This is a genomic window from Streptomyces sp. NPDC034111 (assembly GCF_055575375.1).
The window spans coordinates 1-14,568 of the sequence record NZ_JBVIST010000006.1 but is presented as its reverse complement, the minus strand read 5'-3'; the positions used below and the strand labels follow the sequence as shown (position 1 = coordinate 14,568).

Here is a 14,568-nt window from a genome sequence, read left to right as displayed (position 1 = left end):
GGGCGGTCAGCCGCGGGGGGCCTCCCGGCGCGCGCCGCCGGGCCCCCGCGGCTCCGCCTGCCCCACCACCATCCCCGCCCGGTCGATACAGATGACATCGACCGCGACGGGGGCGCCCCGCAGCACGGCCAGCGCCTCGTCCCGCGCCGTCGCCGCCACCAGATCGCCGAGCGGAACCCCGGCCGCGGCACACAACTGGAGCGCGGCAAGACCGGTGTTGGCCTCCGCCACCGCACCCGCCAGCGCCTCGTCCGCCCCGCCCCGCCGGGCCAGTTCCGCGAGGAACCCCTTGTCCACCTGGGACCGCGCCGAGTGCAGATCCAGATGCCCGGCCGCCAGTTTGGACAGCTTGGCGAACCCGCCGCAGATGGTGAGCCGGTCCACGGGGTGCCGCCGGAGGTACTTCAGCACCGCCCCCGCGAAGTCGCCCATGTCCAGCAGCGCGTCCTCGGGGAGATGGTGCAGCGCGACGACGGTCTTCTCCGACGTCGAACCCGTACATCCGGCCACATGCGTACGCCCCGCCGCACGCGCCACATCCACCCCGCGCCGGATGGAATCGATCCACGCCGAGCAGGAGTAGGGGACCACGATCCCGGTGGTGCCCAGGATCGACAGCCCGCCCAGAATGCCGAGCCGCGGGTTCCAGGTACTGCGCGCGATCTCCTCACCGTGATCGACCGAGATCTCCACCTCGACATCGGGCTCACCGGCCGGCCCGGCCGCCGACTCGACGGTCGTCCTGGCCGCGCCACCACCGCCGTACCGCCGGGCCACCTCCGCCAGATGCTCCCGCATCATCTGCCGCGGTACGGGGTTGATCGCCGGTTCCCCGACATCCAGCGGCAGCCCCGGCCGGGTGACCGTCCCCACCCCCGGCCCGGCCTTGAAGACCACCCCGGATCCCGGCGCCAGCCTGCGCACCCGCGCCCGGATCAGCGCCCCGTGCGTCACATCCGGATCGTCCCCGGCGTCCTTGACCACCCCGGCCATCGCACGGCCGGCCGCCGCGTCCAGCTCCTCCACCGCCAGCGCGAAGGACGGTGTCTGCCCCTTGGGCAAGGTGATCGTCACCGGGTCCGGGAACGCGCCGGTCAGCAGCGCCGTGTACGCCGCGGTGCTGGCCGCCGTCGCACACGCACCGGTCGTCCACCCGTGCCGCAGCCCGGTGTGCGCAAGCTGTGCGCTGCGCCCTCCCGCGGCCGCCCCGTTGCCCGGCCCCGTACCCTGCGGTTGCGCTTCACCCACGGAGGAACCCACATCCCATGCCCGACGCAGCCCGCCCGCCACGCCACGTACTGATCCTCGGCGGTACGACCGAGGCCCGCCGCCTGGCCGCCACCCTGGCACCGGACCCGGCGCTGCGGGTGACGTCCTCGCTCGCCGGCCGGGTCGCCGCCCCACGGCTGCCCGCCGGGGAGGTCCGCATCGGCGGCTTCGGCGGCCCCGACGGCCTCGCCCGCTGGCTGCGCGAGCACGCGGTGGACGCGCTCATCGACGCCACCCATCCTTTCGCCGGCACGATCAGTTTCAGCGCGGCCCTGGCGGCCGCCACCGCCCATGTTCCCCTGCTGGCCCTCCGCCGTCCCGGCTGGGTACCGGGACCCGACGACACCTGGCACCAGGTCACCTCCCTGGCCGAGGCCGCCGCCGCCCTCCCCGCCCTCGGCACCCGTATCTTCCTCACCACCGGCCGCATGGGCCTCTCCCACTTCGCCCACCTCACCGACCTCTGGTTCCTGGTCCGCTCCGTGGACGCCCCCGAGCCCCCGCACCCGCCCCGGATGACGACCGTCCTGGACCGCGGCCCGTTCACGCTGGAGGGCGAGAGGGCCCTGCTGCGGGAACATCACATCGACGTCGTCGTCACCAAGGACAGCGGCGCCGCCGCCACCGCCGCCAAGCTGACGGCGGCGCGGGAGGCGGGCCTGCCGGTGGTCGTCGTCCGTCGCCCGCCCGTACCGGACGGCGTACCGGTCGCCGCGGACCCGGCGGAGGCGACGGCATGGCTACAGCGCCTTTTCAACGGGGCCGATTCGCGCTGAGCCGATTCGCTTCGCGCACGCGTTTCACCAACTCTTCGAGCCGCCGCGCGGGCGCCGCCGGCTTATTGGCCTCGTCGCTCTCGTCGCTCTCGTCGTTCTTCTCGTCCTTCTCACTCACGAGACCGCCCGCTGTACCGTCTCCGCGAGGCGCCGCGCGAGGTGCGGCGTACAACGCCCCAGGTCCACCAGCGGCCGCGGAAAGTCCCCGACCAGCGAGACCCCGTCGAGCGACAGCGACGGCAGGGTGATCCCCGCCGCCTTCAAAGCTGTCCGCAGCTCGTCCCGTGCCTGCTGGGCGTCCCTGACCCGCCCGGCCGCGGGGCTGCGCTCCGCCTTTTCCATTTCTCTTCTCCGTTCGAGTTCGAGTCCTGACTGGGCTGCCAATTTCCTTGTGCAGCCCTAGAGTTGCCCTGAAAACGGCGCCCGTGAAAGGGAGTTGGCGTTGTCGCAGGAAAGGGCAACAGAGGTATCGAAGATGCTCGAAAAGAATTCCGACGGCGACGGTTCAGCCCGTTGGCTCCTCGCCTGTGAACTCCGCCGGTTACGTGAGTCGTCCGGGCGCTCGCTGGCCCAGCTGTCCGACGAGACCAACTACGACCGCACCTATCTGCACCGCCTGGAGACCGGTGCGCGACTCTCGAAGCTGCCGGTCATGCAGGCGCTGGACCGGGTGTACGCCACGGGTGAGTTGTTGGTGGGGCTGTGGAAGCTGGCGCGGCTGGATGCGTTCAAGGACAAGTACCGGGAGTTCATGCAGTACGAGGCGAAGGCCACGATCATTCACAAGTACTCGATTCTCGTCCCCGGCCTGTTGCAGACCGAGGACTTCGCCCGGCTTGTGTTGTCGTCAGATCCGATCCCCATAAGCCCCGACGAGCTCGAAGAAAGCGTCGCCGCTCGTCTGGGCAGGCAGGAACTGTTGCACCGCACCCCCGCGCCCAGCGTGCGGTTCATCCTCGACGAGGCAGCTCTGCGGCGTCCGGTGCTTGAACCCAAGGTCTGGCACGAGCAGTTGATCCGGATCGAGCAGGTGGCCCAAGCCCCGAACATCACCATTCAGGTACTTCCGTTCGCCGCTGGGGTACAAGGTCTGTCGGGCGGTCCGCTCGCGCTCTTGTGGATGGCGGACGACAGTGCCGTTGCCTACTTGGAAGGCAACAGGTCGGGCGAACTGATCGAAGAGCCAGACGAAGTCCAGCGCTACCGGCTGTCCTACGATCGCCTGCGAGACGCGGCGCTGTCGCCCCGTGACTCACTGGCATTCATCCGACAGTTGGTGGAGGACAGCAAGCCATGAAGACGACCCCAAGCCTGGCAGGCGTGGCATGGCACAAGAGCAGCTACAGCGACGGCGGAGACGACAACTGCGTCGAGGTCGCCGACGGCCTCCCCGCCACCGTCCCCGTCCGCGACAGCAAGAACCCAAACGGCCCCGCGTTGCTCATCCCCGCCGCCGCCTGGTCAGCCTTCATAGCCGCCGTGAAGGGGGACCAGCTGTGAAGCCGTTATCCGGCCTGGACGGCGTCACATGGCGCAAGAGCAGTTACAGCCAGGGTGGAGATGACAACTGCGTCGAGGTCGCCGACGGCCTCCCCGCCACCGTCCCTGTCCGCGACAGCAAGAATCCGGACGGCCCGGCGTTGCTCTTCCCGGTCGGCGCCTGGTCGGCGTTCATAGCCACCGTGAAGGGGGCGGCGTGGACTGGGGAACCCTCGTCGCGACGGTGAGCGGTGGTCTTATCACGATCTCCGGCACCGTCCTCGCCGACCAGTTACGTCATCGGCAAAGCGGTCTGGGCCTACCGCGTGGCGGTACGTGAAGAGCTGGAGGGCGGCCGGTCCTTTGCGCCCGCGACCTTCGGGTGGGAGGGCTGGGACGCCAAGGAACGGTGCCCGGTCTGCGTCTAGCCGGTCACTGCTCCGGATACCTCCGCGGCGTCCACACGACCTCCGTGCCGTCGTCGCGCCGTACCGCCTGGGTCTGTGAGGAGCCGACGATCAGGAGGGTGCGCATGTCGACCTGGGTGGGGTCGAGGTCGGCGAGGCGGACGGTGCGGACGGATTCCTCGGGGCCGCCGATGTCGCGGGCGAGGATGACGGGGGTGTCGGGGGCGCGGTGTTCCAGGAGGAGTTCGCGGGCCTTGCCGACCTGCCAAGTGCGGCTGCGGGAACCGGGGTTGTAGAGGGCCAGGGCCAGGTCTGCGCGCGCGGCGGCGTGCAGGCGTTCGGCGATGACTTCCCAGGGCTTGAGGCGGTCGGAGAGGGAGATCACCGCGTAGTCGTGGCCGAGGGGGGCGCCGGCGCGGGCGGCGGCGGCGTTGGCGGCGGTGACGCCGGGCAGGACGCGTACGGGGACGGAGCGGTAGGGGGCCTGGGAGGCGACTTCCAGGACGGCGGTGGCCATGGCGAAGACGCCCGGGTCGCCGCCGGAGACCACGGCCACCCGCCGGCCGCGCCGGGCCAGGTCGAGGGCGAGTTCGGCGCGTTCGGACTCGACCTTGTTGTCGGAGGCGTGGCGGCGCTGGCCGGGGCGTACCGGGACGCGGTCGAGGTAGGTGGTGTAGCCGACCAGGTCCTCGGCGGCGGCGAGCGCGCCGCGGGACTCGGGGGTGAGCCAGAGGGGGCCGGCCGGGCCGGTGCCGACGACGACGACCTCGCCATGACCCGCAGTTGGCGGCGGGGGGGTCGCGATGCGGCTGGGGACGACCGCGACGGAGAAGTAGGGGACGGTGTCGGCGTCGATGGAGGTGAGGGCGTCGGTGCGTTCGCCGGACATCGTGGCGCGCTCGACGTAGTGGGCCTCGGGGAGGCGGCCGGAGCGTTCCATGGCGCGGCGGACGGTGGGGAAGGTACGGCCGAGCTTCATGACGACGGCGGCGTCGGTGGCGGCCAGACGGGCGGTCAGTTCTTCCTCGGGCAGCGTGCCGGGGAGGATCGTCAGGACCTCGTCGGCCTCGGCGAGGGGCTTGCCCAGGCGGGCCGCGGCGGCGCTGACGGAGGTGACGCCGGGGATCACCTCGGTCGGGTAGCGGTGGGCCAGCCGCTTGTGCATGTGCTGGTAGGAGCCGTAGAAGAGCGGGTCGCCCTCGGAGATGACGGCCACCGTGCGGCCGGCGTCCAGGTGCGCGGCGAGGCGGGCCGCGGCCTCCTCGTAGAACTCGTCGAGCGCGCCGCGGTAGCCGCCGGGGTGGTCGGTCGACTCGGTGGTGACCGGGTAGACCAGCGCCTCCTCGATGTGGTCGGGGCGCAGGTGCTCGGCGGCGATGGAACGCGCGATGGAGCGTCCGTGCCGGGCGCTGTGGTACGCGATGACGTCGGCCTCGGCGATGACCTGCACGGCCCGTACCGTCATCAGGGACGGGTCACCGGGGCCGAGGCCCACACCGTAGAGACGGCCGGTCAGCTGCTGCTCGCTCACGCTTACTCTTCCTCGCTTGCCAGGGCGTTGATCGCGGCCGCGGCCATGGCGCTGCCGCCCCGGCGCCCGCGCACCACAATGTGGTCCAGGTTCGACGGATGGGCGATCAGCGCGTCCTTGGACTCGGCCGCGCCGATGAAGCCGACGGGTATGCCGAGGACGGCGGCCGGGCGGGGGGCGCCCTCCTCGATCATTTCGAGGAACCGGAAGAGGGCGGTGGGGGCGTTGCCGAACGCGACCACCGCGCCCTCCATCCGGTCCCGCCACAGCTCCAGCGCGGCGGCGCTGCGGGTGGTCCCCATCCGGGCGGCCAGCTCCGGCACCGACGGGTCGGCGAGCGTGCACACCACCTCGTTGTCGGCCGGCAGCCGCTTACGGGTGACGCCGCTGGCGACCATGTTGGCGTCGCAGAGGATCGGCGCACCGGCGTGCAGCGCCTTGCGGGCATTGGTCACCACCTGGGGCGTGAAGGCCAGATCGCGTACGAGGTCGACCATGCCGCAGGCGTGGATCATCCGGACCGCGACCCGGCTGACGTCGGCCGGCAGCCCGGTGAGGTCCGCCTCGGCGCGGATCGTGGCGAAGGACTGGCGGTAGATCTCCGCACCGTCCTTCTCGTAGTCGAACGCGGTCACTGTGGCCTCGTTTCTTGTGTTGCTGGTGGTGCATCCGGCCGTACGACCGATACCTGGTAGCCGTCCGCCGTTGCCAGCACGTCGATCCAGGTGCCGTGGGGGTGGCCGCAGCGCCGTTCGCAGCCGGACCAGTGGACGGGTGCCCCGTCGGCGGAGGCGGCCCGCGTGCCCGGCACGAGTCCGCCGCCCGGCACGGGTCCGCCGCCCGGCACGGGCCCGCCGTCGGCGAGCGCGGTGCGGACGTCGGCGCGGACGTCCGTACGGGACTTGGCGCAGCCGGGGCGGCCGGTGCAGGCGCCGAGGCGGGACCAGGGGGAGGACGGGTCGGTGACCAGGCCCGCGGCGGACAATTCGGCCAGCCTGGCGGGGGCCGCGGTGGCGGGCAGACCGGGGAGGACGATGCCGCGCCAGGGTGTGAGGCGCAGTTCGCCGGCTCCGTGGTGGGCGGCGGTCTCGGCCAGCAGGCGCCACTGGGCGACGCTCAGCCGGCCGAGCGGGGCCAGGACGGAGAGGGCCGAGCGGCCGTCGGTGCCTTCGACCACTCCCGGTGCGGAGGAGTCCGCGTACGGCAGTGAGCCGCGGGGGTGAGATGTCCCGTCCGCCACGTATGCGGCCCCGATGCCGGCCGTGCGCAGGGCCTCCGCCACATCGCGGGCCGTCAGCCGCTGTCCGTCCGGCAGTTCGCGTATCCGCCACGCGCCGCTGCCGCTCGCCGCGGCGGCGGCCAGGAACGCCTCGGCGGCGGTGAGCGCGGCGCGCGGTGCGTCCGGGCCGGCGATCCGCAGCGCTGCCGCCTCGTCACCGACCCGCAGCAGTGCCGTGCTCTCGGCGCTTGCGGGCGCTTCGGGTTCTGCGACCAAGGTCACATCGCCGCCGAGCGCCGCCACATCGCCCCGTCCGTCGTCCAGGACGAAGAGAAAACGGCCGGACAGCGCGGTCGCCGAGGTGCTCGCACAGAGCAGGGCGTCCAGCCGCCGGGCCCACAACCGCACGTCAGCGGGGGTGTGCCGGTCCAGTCCGGCCAGTGGGGAGGCCAGGATGTTGCGGATGCGTTCATGCCGTTCGGAGGGCAGCAGACCGGCGTCGGCCAGCAGGGCGCCGAGCCGGCCGCCGCAGCCGTCGGGCAGCCCGCGCAGTTCCACGTTCCCTCGGGAGGTCAGGGACAGCTGCCCGTCGCCGATCCGCTCCGCGGCGTCGGCCAGCGCAGTTGCCTGACGCACCGTCAAATCCCCGGCGGGCACCCGCACCCGCGCGAGGGGGCCGTCGGCCGCCGCATGCAGCCGCAGCGCACCGGGGCAGGCGTCACCGCGGTCCCGTATGGGCGGTTCGGACCCCGGGGGCCGTATCGAGGGGGAGGGCGGCATGGCGGCGAGCATACCCACGACGGGGGGCCGCCGATCCGGGCCGGATCCGGCCATCGATCCGGGTGAGCGGCCGGGAGCACACCGCACCGCCGCCCGGTCCCGAGGCCCGCTTACCCTCCCCGGCCGCAGCCCTTACTATGCAGGTCGGTGGGTCGGCTGACCCGCCGGACGCCAGCGACGGCGCCGGGCCCCTGCGGCCCGAGGGAGGAAGCCCGGTGAGAATCCGGCGCGGTCCCGCCACTGTGAACCCGGCCAAAACCGGGTGAGTCAGGAACTCCCGCCGTCCATACGACCACCCGGGGCGCGGACACCCCGAGGAAGGCCTGCGCTCGCATGCTTCTGCTGCTGTCGACCTCCGACACCGATCTGCTCAGCGCCCGCGCGGCCACGGGCCCGGTGCCGTACCGGCTCGCCAACCCCGCCCGCCTCGACGTCGCCGAGCTCCCCGCGCTGCTGGAAGGCACCGACCTCGTCGTCGTACGCCTCCTCGGCGGCATCCGCGCCTGGCAGGAAGGGCTGGACCTGCTGCTCGCCGAGGACCAGCACCGGCCGGTCGTCGTCCTCACCGGTGAACAGGCCCCCGACGCCCAGCTCATGGAGCAGTCCACGGTCCCGGTCGGGATCGCGGCCGAGGCGCACGCCTACCTCGCGCACGGCGGGCCCGCCAACCTGGACCAGCTCGCCCGCTTCCTCTCCGACACCGTGCTGCTCACCGGCCACGGCTTCGAGCCGCCGGCGCCCGCCCCCACCTGGGGACCCCTGGACCGGGAGAGCCGCAACGAGAGCGGCCCGGCCGTCGCCGTGCTCTACTACCGCGCCCACCACATGAGCGGCAACACCGCCTTCGTACGGGCCCTGTGCGAGCAGATCGAGACCGCGGGCGGCCGCGCCCTGCCGCTCTTCGTCGCCTCGCTCCGCGCACCCGAGCCTGAGCTGATCGACGCGCTGCGGGCCGCCGACGCCATCGTCACCACCGTCCTCGCCGCGGGCGGCACCAAGCCCGCCGAGGCCTCGGCCGGCGGCGATGACGAGTCCTGGGACGCCGGCGCGCTGGCGGCCCTCGACGTACCGATCCTCCAGGCGCTGTGCCTGACCGGGCCGCGCAGCGCCTGGGAGGAGAACGACGAGGGTCTTTCGCCGCTGGACGCCGCCTCGCAGATCGCGGTCCCCGAGTTCGACGGCCGCCTGATCACCGTCCCGTTCTCCTTCAAGGAGGTCGACGAGGACGGCCTCCCGGTCTACGTCGCCGACCCCGAACGGGCCGCCCGGGTCGCCGGAATCGCCGTCCGGCACGCCCGGCTCCGCCACATCCCCAACGCCGACAAGCGGCTGGCGCTCGTGCTGTCCGCCTACCCGACCAAGCACTCCCGGATCGGCAACGCGGTCGGCCTGGACACCCCCGCCAGCGCCGTCGCCCTGCTCCGCCGCCTGCGGGCGGACGGCTACGACTTCGGCGACGAGACCGCTGAGCCCGTCCCCGGCCTGGAGTCCGGCGACGGCGACGAGCTCATCTACGCCCTGATCGAGGCCGGCGGGCACGACCAGGAATGGCTCACCGAGGAGCAGCTGGCCCGCAACCCGGTCCGCATCCCCGCCGCCGACTACAAGCGCTGGTACGCGACCCTCCCCCAGGAACTCCGCGACGCCGTCGAGCAGCACTGGGGGCCGCCGCCCGGCGAGATGTTCGTCGACCGCAGCAGCAACCCCGACGGCGACATCGTGCTGGCCGCCCTGCGCCGCGGCAACCTCCTCATCCTCATCCAGCCGCCGCGCGGCTTCGGCGAGAACCCGATCGCGATCTACCACGACCCCGATCTGCCGCCCTCGCACCACTACTTGGCGGCCTACCGCTGGATCGGCGCCTCCGCCGACGACGGCGGCTTCGGCGCGGACGCCATGGTCCACCTCGGCAAGCACGGCAACCTGGAGTGGCTGCCGGGCAAGAACGCCGGACTGTCCGCCGCCTGCGGCCCGGACGCCGCGCTCGGTGACCTCCCGCTCATCTACCCCTTCCTGGTCAACGACCCGGGCGAGGGCACCCAGGCCAAGCGCCGGGTGCACGCCACCCTCGTCGACCACCTCGTCCCCCCGATGGCCCGCGCCGAGTCCTACGGCGACATCGCGCGCCTGGAACAGCTGCTGGACGAGTACGCGTCCATCTCCGCCATGGACCCGGCCAAGCTGCCCGCGATCCGCGCCCAGATCTGGACGCTGATCCAGGCCGCCAGGCTCGACCACGACCTGGGCCTGGACGAACGCCCCGACGACGACGGCTTCGACGACTTCCTGCTGCACGTCGACGGCTGGCTGTGCGAGGTCAAGGACGCCCAGATCCGCGACGGACTGCATGTGCTGGGCGGCGCGCCGGCCGGCGAGGCGCGGGTCAACCTCGTCCTCGCCATCCTCCGCGCCCGCCAGATCTGGGGCGGCACCTCCTCGCTGCCCGGACTGCGCGAGGCGCTGGGGCTGGACGAGGCCGCGGCCACCCGTACCACCGCCGACGAAGCGGAGGACAAGGCCCGGGCCCTGGTCCAGGCGATGGAGGACGCGGACTGGGACCCGGCGACGGTGACCCGTGTCGCCGACGGCCACCCGGCCGCGGTCGCCGACATCCTCGACTTCGCCGCCCGCCAGGTCGTCCCGCGGCTGGCCGCCACCACCGACGAGATCGACCACGCCGTGCACGCGCTGAACGGCGGCTTCGTCCCGGCAGGACCCTCCGGCTCGCCGCTCCGTGGCCTGGTCAACGTCCTCCCGACGGGCCGCAACTTCTACTCCGTCGACCCCAAGGCCGTGCCCTCCCGCCTCGCCTGGGAGACCGGCCAGGCCCTGGCCGACTCGCTGCTGGAGCGCTACCGCACCGACAACGGCGACTGGCCGCAGTCCGTCGGCCTCTCCCTGTGGGGCACCAGCGCGATGCGCACCAGCGGCGACGACGTGGCCGAGGCCCTCGCCCTGCTGGGCATCCGCCCCGTATGGGACGACGCCTCGCGGCGCGTCAAGGGCCTGGAGCCGATCGAACTCTCCGAACTGGGCCGCCCCCGCATCGACGTCACCCTGCGCATCTCGGGCTTCTTCCGGGACGCCTTCCCGCACGTCATCGGCCTCCTGGACGACGCGGTACGGCTGGCCGCCTCGCTCGACGAGCCCGCGGAGCAGAACTTCGTCCGGGCCCACACCCAGGCCGACCTGGCCGCCCACGGTGACGAACGACGCGCCACCACCCGGATCTTCGGCTCCCGCCCCGGCACGTACGGCGCGGGCCTGCTCCAGCTGATCGACTCCCGCGACTGGCGCACCGACGCCGACCTCGCCGAGGTCTACACGGTGTGGGGCGGCTACGCATACGGCCGCGGGCTCGAAGGCTGCCCGGCCCGCGAGGAGATGGAGACGGCGTACAAGCGGATCGCGGTCGCGGCCAAGAACACCGACACCCGCGAGCACGACATCGCCGACTCCGACGACTACTTCCAGTACCACGGAGGCATGGTCGCGACGGTGAAGGCGCTGCGCGGCGGCAAGGCGCCCGAGGCCTACATCGGCGACTCCACCCGCCCCGAGACCGTCCGCACCAGGTCGCTGGTGGAGGAGACCTCCCGGGTCTTCCGCGCCCGGGTCGTCAACCCCCGCTGGATCGAGGCCATGCGCCGCCACGGCTACAAGGGCGCCTTCGAACTCGCCGCGACCGTGGACTACTTGTTCGGCTACGACGCCACCACGGGCGTGGTCGCCGACTGGATGTACGACAAGCTCGCCCAGACCTATGTCCTCGACCCCGAGAACCGCGCCTTCCTGGAGGAGGCCAACCCCTGGGCCCTGCACGGCATCGCCGAACGCCTCCTGGAGGCCGAATCCCGCGGCATGTGGGAGAAGCCGGACGCCGAGACGCTGGCGGCGCTGCGCGAGGCCTTCCTGGAGACGGAGGGCGAGCTGGAGGGCGAGGACGGGTAACCGTCCCGCGCAGGCCGGGAGAGACACGTCCCGCGCAGGCAGGGAGGGGTCCCTCGCAGACAGGGAGCTGTCTCTCGCGGGTTGGGAGGCGTCCCGCGCAGGCAGGGAAGCGTCCCGCGCAGGCAGTGAGGGGGTCCTTGCTGCCTGCGCTCCGCTCAACTCCCCGGCCACTCCCGTGCCCTGGCGTGGTGCAGCCATACGGTCAGGGCCACCAGCACCGCGGCCGCCCCGCCGAGCGTCATGACCGTCGGCGGGGACGTGCGGTCCAGTACGACACCGCCGACGAGCGCGGCGAGGGAAATCGTCGCCTGGAACGATGCGGTGAAGAGCACCGAGGCCGCCTCCGGAGCGCCGGGTGCGGACCTGGCGAACCAGGTCTGCAAGGAGACCGGCACGGCTCCGTAGGCGGTGCCCCAGACGATCAGCAGCGCCAGCGCCCCCGTTGCGCTGCGGCCGAGCACCGGCAGGAGCAGCGTCGCGGCGGCAAGCAGGGCCGCCGCGGCCCCGAGGGTGGCGCGCGGGCGGCGCCCCACCATCGCTCCGCCCAGGAAATTCCCGGCGATCCCGGCGGCCCCGTACGTCAGCAGGAACACGGTGATGACACCGGGCGACGTCACCTGGGCCACCCGCTCCAGGAACGGTGTCACATAGGTGTACGCGCCGAAGTGGCCGAGCACGACGAGGAACGTCATCAGCAGTGCGAAGCGGGTGTGGGTGCCGCGCACCAGGCCACCCAGGACGGCGGGGCGGGTGGGCCGCCCGACGGCCGGAAGCGGCGGGGTGACCAGGGCGGTCAGTGCGGACACCGCCAGTGCCATCGCTCCCATCGCGAGGAAGGCGGTCCGCCAGCCGGCGAGGTCGCCGATCAAGGTGCCGAGGGGGACACCGAGCACCGAGCCCATCGGCACCGCGGAGAAGATCACCGCGGTGGCCCGGCCGGCCGACTCCGGCCGCACCAGCCGTCCGGCCAGCCCGGCCGCGATCGACCAGAAGCCGCCGATGGTGATGCCGACCAGGATCCGGGAGAGCAGTACGAGCCCATAGGCGGGTGCGGCCGCGGCGAGGACGTTCGCCAGCGCCAGCAGCAGGACGAAGGCGCACAGCATCAGCCGCCGGTCGATGCGGGCCGTGGCCACCGTGACGGCCGGAGCGGCGAGGGCGGCCAGTATGCCGGGGGTGGTCATCATCAGCCCCGCCGTACCGTCCGACACACCGAAGTCGCCCCCCATGACGGTTAACAGACCGATCGGCAGGATCTCGGTCGTCACGATGGTGAAGATCCCCAACATCACGGCCAGCACGCCGAGCCAGCCCCCGAGCGGCCCTCGCGCCACCGCGACCGGTCGGGCCGCCGCCGGCTCGGTACCGCCGGATCCGCCGAGGGCGGAGAGAAGGCCGGGGGCGGACGTAGAGCCTGGGGCGGACGAAGGGCTGGTGGCGGACATAGGGCCGGGGGCGCCGGCGCCGGAACCGCCGAGCGGAGCTGTGGCGACGGGTGGTTTGCTGACGGGCGACATGGGTTCCGTCCTGGTGGGCAGTGGATGGTGCCCACCAGTCCAGCGCAGCCGGATGCCGAGGTCTGGCGGCTATCCGACGCCGTGGTTGCCCTGCCTGGCCGCCCCCGCTGCCCGCCCCCGCGAAGGCGCCGCGTGTCAGGCGGCCTTGGGGGTGGCCGTGATGTCGCCGTTGCTGGTGGTCAGCTCCAGCCGGAAGCGTCCCGACGGCTCGTCGGCCACACCGATGTTCTTCTTGCCGCTGCTGGTCTTGGCGGATATCCGGTAGTGGTCCTTGGGCACCCGCACCGTGATCGAGCCGTTGGACGTCTTCGCCCGGACGCTCTGCGGGGTGTCCGGCGTGAGGTCGATCTCCCCGTTGGAGGTCTCGGCGTCGATGCGCTTGCCCGAGAGGCCGCGGCCGGTGATCTGGCCGTTGGAAGTCCGTACGGCGACCGGGCCGGTGACGCTGTCCAGCTCGACCTCCCCTGAGCTGGTGCTCACATCCACCGCGCCCACGTTGCTCAGATGGACCGCCCCGTTCGACGTCTCCCCGCTCACCGGGAGGCCCGCCGGCACCTCGACCGTGTAGTTCACCGAGCAGTCATCGCCGCAGTCACCGAGCACCAGCACACCGCCCTCGACGCGGTGGGTCGCCCCTTCCGGACGGTCGCCGTGGTAGGTGACCGCGCGGTGGACCGACACCTTGCCGTCGCCCTTGCTGTCACCCTTGCCGCCGCGCACCGTGACGCTGCCCGAGTCGCCGTCCAGCCGTATGGCCGTGATCTTCTTCGACACCGTGGCATCGTCCTTGAAGGTCGTGCCGGGCAGCAGACCGCAGGCGCTGATCGCCAGCGCCCCGGCGCAGGCCATCGCGGCGGCCCCGATGATGCGGACGCGCAGACGCATGAATTCCCCCGATGTGCTTGGACGTTGCTGAGGTGACCGGGACTTCCCCCGCCCGGTGATCACGTACCGCAAGGCTACGGTGCCGGCCATGGCCGTGACATCGGGGAAACCCCCTAGTGGGGGTGGGGCGATCCCCAGGTGCGGCCGGTGGGCCGCGGTGCGACGATTTTTGTGGGGGCAGGTCCTGTGCTGCGTAGGGACGTACGAGGAGGCTTCCGGTGACCACGAAGACATGGAACGCCGAGATCACGATTACCGAGACCGGCAGCGAGGTCAGGGCCGAGGCCAGGCTCCGCGGCAAGGAAGGCGGCCAGATGGTCGGCCAGGGCACGGCCCGCTGCAACCCTGCTGATGAGAATGTCCCGGCCATCGGGGACGAGTTGGCGGTGGCCCGGTCGATGTCGGACCTCAGCCATCAACTGCTCCAGCGGGCCGCGCACGACATCGAGGTGCATACGTCGCGGCCGGTGGAGCGGTTGCAGGCCTGACGGCCACGACAGGGGGCCCTGCGCCCGCGCCCGTCCGGCCTGAGGTGCCGGTGGCGGCGGGCAAGGGGCGGTTCGGCATGCGCCCCGCCGGTCAGCACGCCAGGCGTGTCCGCCCTGCCCCCGGCCTCCGCCGTCGGGCCCAGTCCCCGGCCTCCGCCGGTCCGACCCCAGCCCCTAGGGGGTGTCCGCAAAGTCCCGTCTGGCCCGCGACGCCTGGCACGGCGCCTCGCTGCGTTGTCGGGATCGTCCACGTAGACCCACTACGA

The 14,568-nt window shown here is 72.6% G+C and carries 15 protein-coding genes and 1 riboswitch; of the genes, 7 read left to right on the top strand and 8 right to left on the bottom strand.

Annotated elements, in window-relative coordinates; genetic code table 11:
* Nucleotides 1-6: 6 nt before the first annotated feature.
* A complete protein-coding gene (locus ACZ55A_RS16525) occupies nt 7-1,248 on the bottom strand; it encodes a cobalt-precorrin-5B (C(1))-methyltransferase (protein WP_468840193.1) in 1,242 nt (413 codons plus the stop codon).
* Between the two features lie 17 nt (nt 1,249-1,265).
* On the opposite strand from ACZ55A_RS16525, the gene ACZ55A_RS16520 reads away from it, so the two are divergent.
* Nucleotides 1,266-2,045, top strand: a complete 780-nt coding sequence (locus ACZ55A_RS16520; RefSeq protein WP_468840190.1) for a cobalt-precorrin-6A reductase — start codon at nt 1,266-1,268, stop codon at nt 2,043-2,045.
* Here the strand turns inward: ACZ55A_RS16520 and ACZ55A_RS16515 are convergent.
* Nucleotides 2,023-2,163 carry a hypothetical protein gene (locus tag ACZ55A_RS16515; RefSeq protein ID WP_468840188.1) on the bottom strand — a complete coding sequence of 47 codons (141 nt, stop codon included), beginning with the start codon at nt 2,161-2,163 and terminating at the stop codon, nt 2,023-2,025. The genes ACZ55A_RS16520 and ACZ55A_RS16515 overlap by 23 nt on opposite strands.
* Complete coding sequence (locus ACZ55A_RS16510; RefSeq protein ID WP_468840185.1) at nt 2,160-2,387, bottom strand: hypothetical protein; 228 nt, start codon at nt 2,385-2,387, stop codon at nt 2,160-2,162. Before ACZ55A_RS16510 ends, ACZ55A_RS16515 begins: the two co-directional genes overlap by 4 nt.
* Nucleotides 2,388-2,520: 133 nt before the next feature.
* Between ACZ55A_RS16510 and ACZ55A_RS16505 the strand changes: the two genes are divergently transcribed.
* The 4 genes from ACZ55A_RS16505 to ACZ55A_RS16490 are packed head-to-tail and all read left to right on the top strand — an operon-like array spanning nt 2,521 to nt 3,952.
* Entirely contained in the window at nt 2,521-3,342 is an 822-nt protein-coding gene (locus tag ACZ55A_RS16505) for a helix-turn-helix domain-containing protein (protein ID WP_468840182.1), read from the top strand.
* Entirely contained in the window at nt 3,339-3,545 is a 207-nt protein-coding gene (locus ACZ55A_RS16500) for a DUF397 domain-containing protein (protein WP_468840180.1), read from the top strand. Before ACZ55A_RS16505 ends, ACZ55A_RS16500 begins: the two co-directional genes overlap by 4 nt.
* Nucleotides 3,542-3,772 (top strand): DUF397 domain-containing protein, encoded by a 231-nt coding sequence (locus ACZ55A_RS16495; protein WP_468840177.1) that lies wholly within the window; start codon nt 3,542-3,544, stop codon nt 3,770-3,772. Before ACZ55A_RS16500 ends, ACZ55A_RS16495 begins: the two co-directional genes overlap by 4 nt.
* A gap of 3 nt (nt 3,773-3,775) precedes the next feature.
* Nucleotides 3,776-3,952, top strand: a complete 177-nt coding sequence (locus tag ACZ55A_RS16490; RefSeq protein ID WP_468840174.1) for a hypothetical protein — start codon at nt 3,776-3,778, stop codon at nt 3,950-3,952.
* A 4-nt stretch (nt 3,953-3,956) separates the two neighbouring features.
* On the opposite strand, the gene ACZ55A_RS16485 is transcribed toward ACZ55A_RS16490, so the two are convergent.
* The 3 genes from ACZ55A_RS16485 to cobG are packed head-to-tail and all read right to left on the bottom strand — an operon-like array spanning nt 3,957 to nt 7,461.
* Entirely contained in the window at nt 3,957-5,462 is a 1,506-nt protein-coding gene (locus ACZ55A_RS16485) for a precorrin-2 C(20)-methyltransferase (protein WP_468840171.1), read from the bottom strand.
* Between the two features lie 2 nt (nt 5,463-5,464).
* Nucleotides 5,465-6,097 (bottom strand): precorrin-8X methylmutase, encoded by a 633-nt coding sequence (locus ACZ55A_RS16480; protein ID WP_468840167.1) that lies wholly within the window; start codon nt 6,095-6,097, stop codon nt 5,465-5,467.
* A complete protein-coding gene (cobG, locus tag ACZ55A_RS16475; protein ID WP_468840161.1) occupies nt 6,094-7,461 on the bottom strand; it encodes a precorrin-3B synthase in 1,368 nt (455 codons plus the stop codon). The genes ACZ55A_RS16480 and cobG overlap by 4 nt, the downstream gene beginning before the upstream one ends.
* 176 nt (nt 7,462-7,637) lie before the next feature.
* Nucleotides 7,638-7,746: riboswitch (cobalamin riboswitch) on the top strand.
* A gap of 48 nt (nt 7,747-7,794) precedes the next feature.
* Here cobG and cobN point away from each other — a divergent pair.
* Nucleotides 7,795-11,412, top strand: coding sequence for a cobaltochelatase subunit CobN (cobN, locus tag ACZ55A_RS16470; protein WP_468840158.1), 3,618 nt, complete (start codon nt 7,795-7,797; stop codon nt 11,410-11,412).
* A 155-nt stretch (nt 11,413-11,567) separates the two neighbouring features.
* On the opposite strand, the gene ACZ55A_RS16465 is transcribed toward cobN, so the two are convergent.
* Together ACZ55A_RS16465 and ACZ55A_RS16460 are read right to left on the bottom strand one after the other, a co-directional pair.
* A complete protein-coding gene (locus tag ACZ55A_RS16465) occupies nt 11,568-12,929 on the bottom strand; it encodes an MFS transporter (RefSeq protein ID WP_468840155.1) in 1,362 nt (453 codons plus the stop codon).
* Between the two features lie 135 nt (nt 12,930-13,064).
* A complete protein-coding gene (locus ACZ55A_RS16460; protein ID WP_468840152.1) occupies nt 13,065-13,814 on the bottom strand; it encodes a DUF4097 family beta strand repeat-containing protein in 750 nt (249 codons plus the stop codon).
* Nucleotides 13,815-14,032: 218 nt separating this feature from the next.
* Between ACZ55A_RS16460 and ACZ55A_RS16455 the strand changes: the two genes are divergently transcribed.
* The gene (locus ACZ55A_RS16455; protein WP_468840149.1) at nt 14,033-14,302 is read left to right on the top strand and encodes a DUF1876 domain-containing protein; all 270 of its coding nucleotides are present in this window, start codon (nt 14,033-14,035) and stop codon (nt 14,300-14,302) included.
* The last annotated feature ends 266 nt before the right edge of the window (nt 14,303-14,568 follow it).

Coding starts and splice junctions, on each gene's coding strand:
- cobG (WP_468840161.1), bottom strand. CDS start 7,461: ATGCCGCCCTCCCCCTCGATACGGCCCCCGGGGTCCGAACCGCCCATA.
- ACZ55A_RS16500 (WP_468840180.1), top strand. CDS start 3,339: ATGAAGACGACCCCAAGCCTGGCAGGCGTGGCATGGCACAAGAGCAGC.
- ACZ55A_RS16465 (WP_468840155.1), bottom strand. CDS start 12,929: ATGTCGCCCGTCAGCAAACCACCCGTCGCCACAGCTCCGCTCGGCGGT.
- cobN (WP_468840158.1), top strand. CDS start 7,795: ATGCTTCTGCTGCTGTCGACCTCCGACACCGATCTGCTCAGCGCCCGC.
- ACZ55A_RS16520 (WP_468840190.1), top strand. CDS start 1,266: ATGCCCGACGCAGCCCGCCCGCCACGCCACGTACTGATCCTCGGCGGT.
- ACZ55A_RS16460 (WP_468840152.1), bottom strand. CDS start 13,814: ATGCGTCTGCGCGTCCGCATCATCGGGGCCGCCGCGATGGCCTGCGCC.
- ACZ55A_RS16510 (WP_468840185.1), bottom strand. CDS start 2,387: ATGGAAAAGGCGGAGCGCAGCCCCGCGGCCGGGCGGGTCAGGGACGCC.
- ACZ55A_RS16505 (WP_468840182.1), top strand. CDS start 2,521: ATGCTCGAAAAGAATTCCGACGGCGACGGTTCAGCCCGTTGGCTCCTC.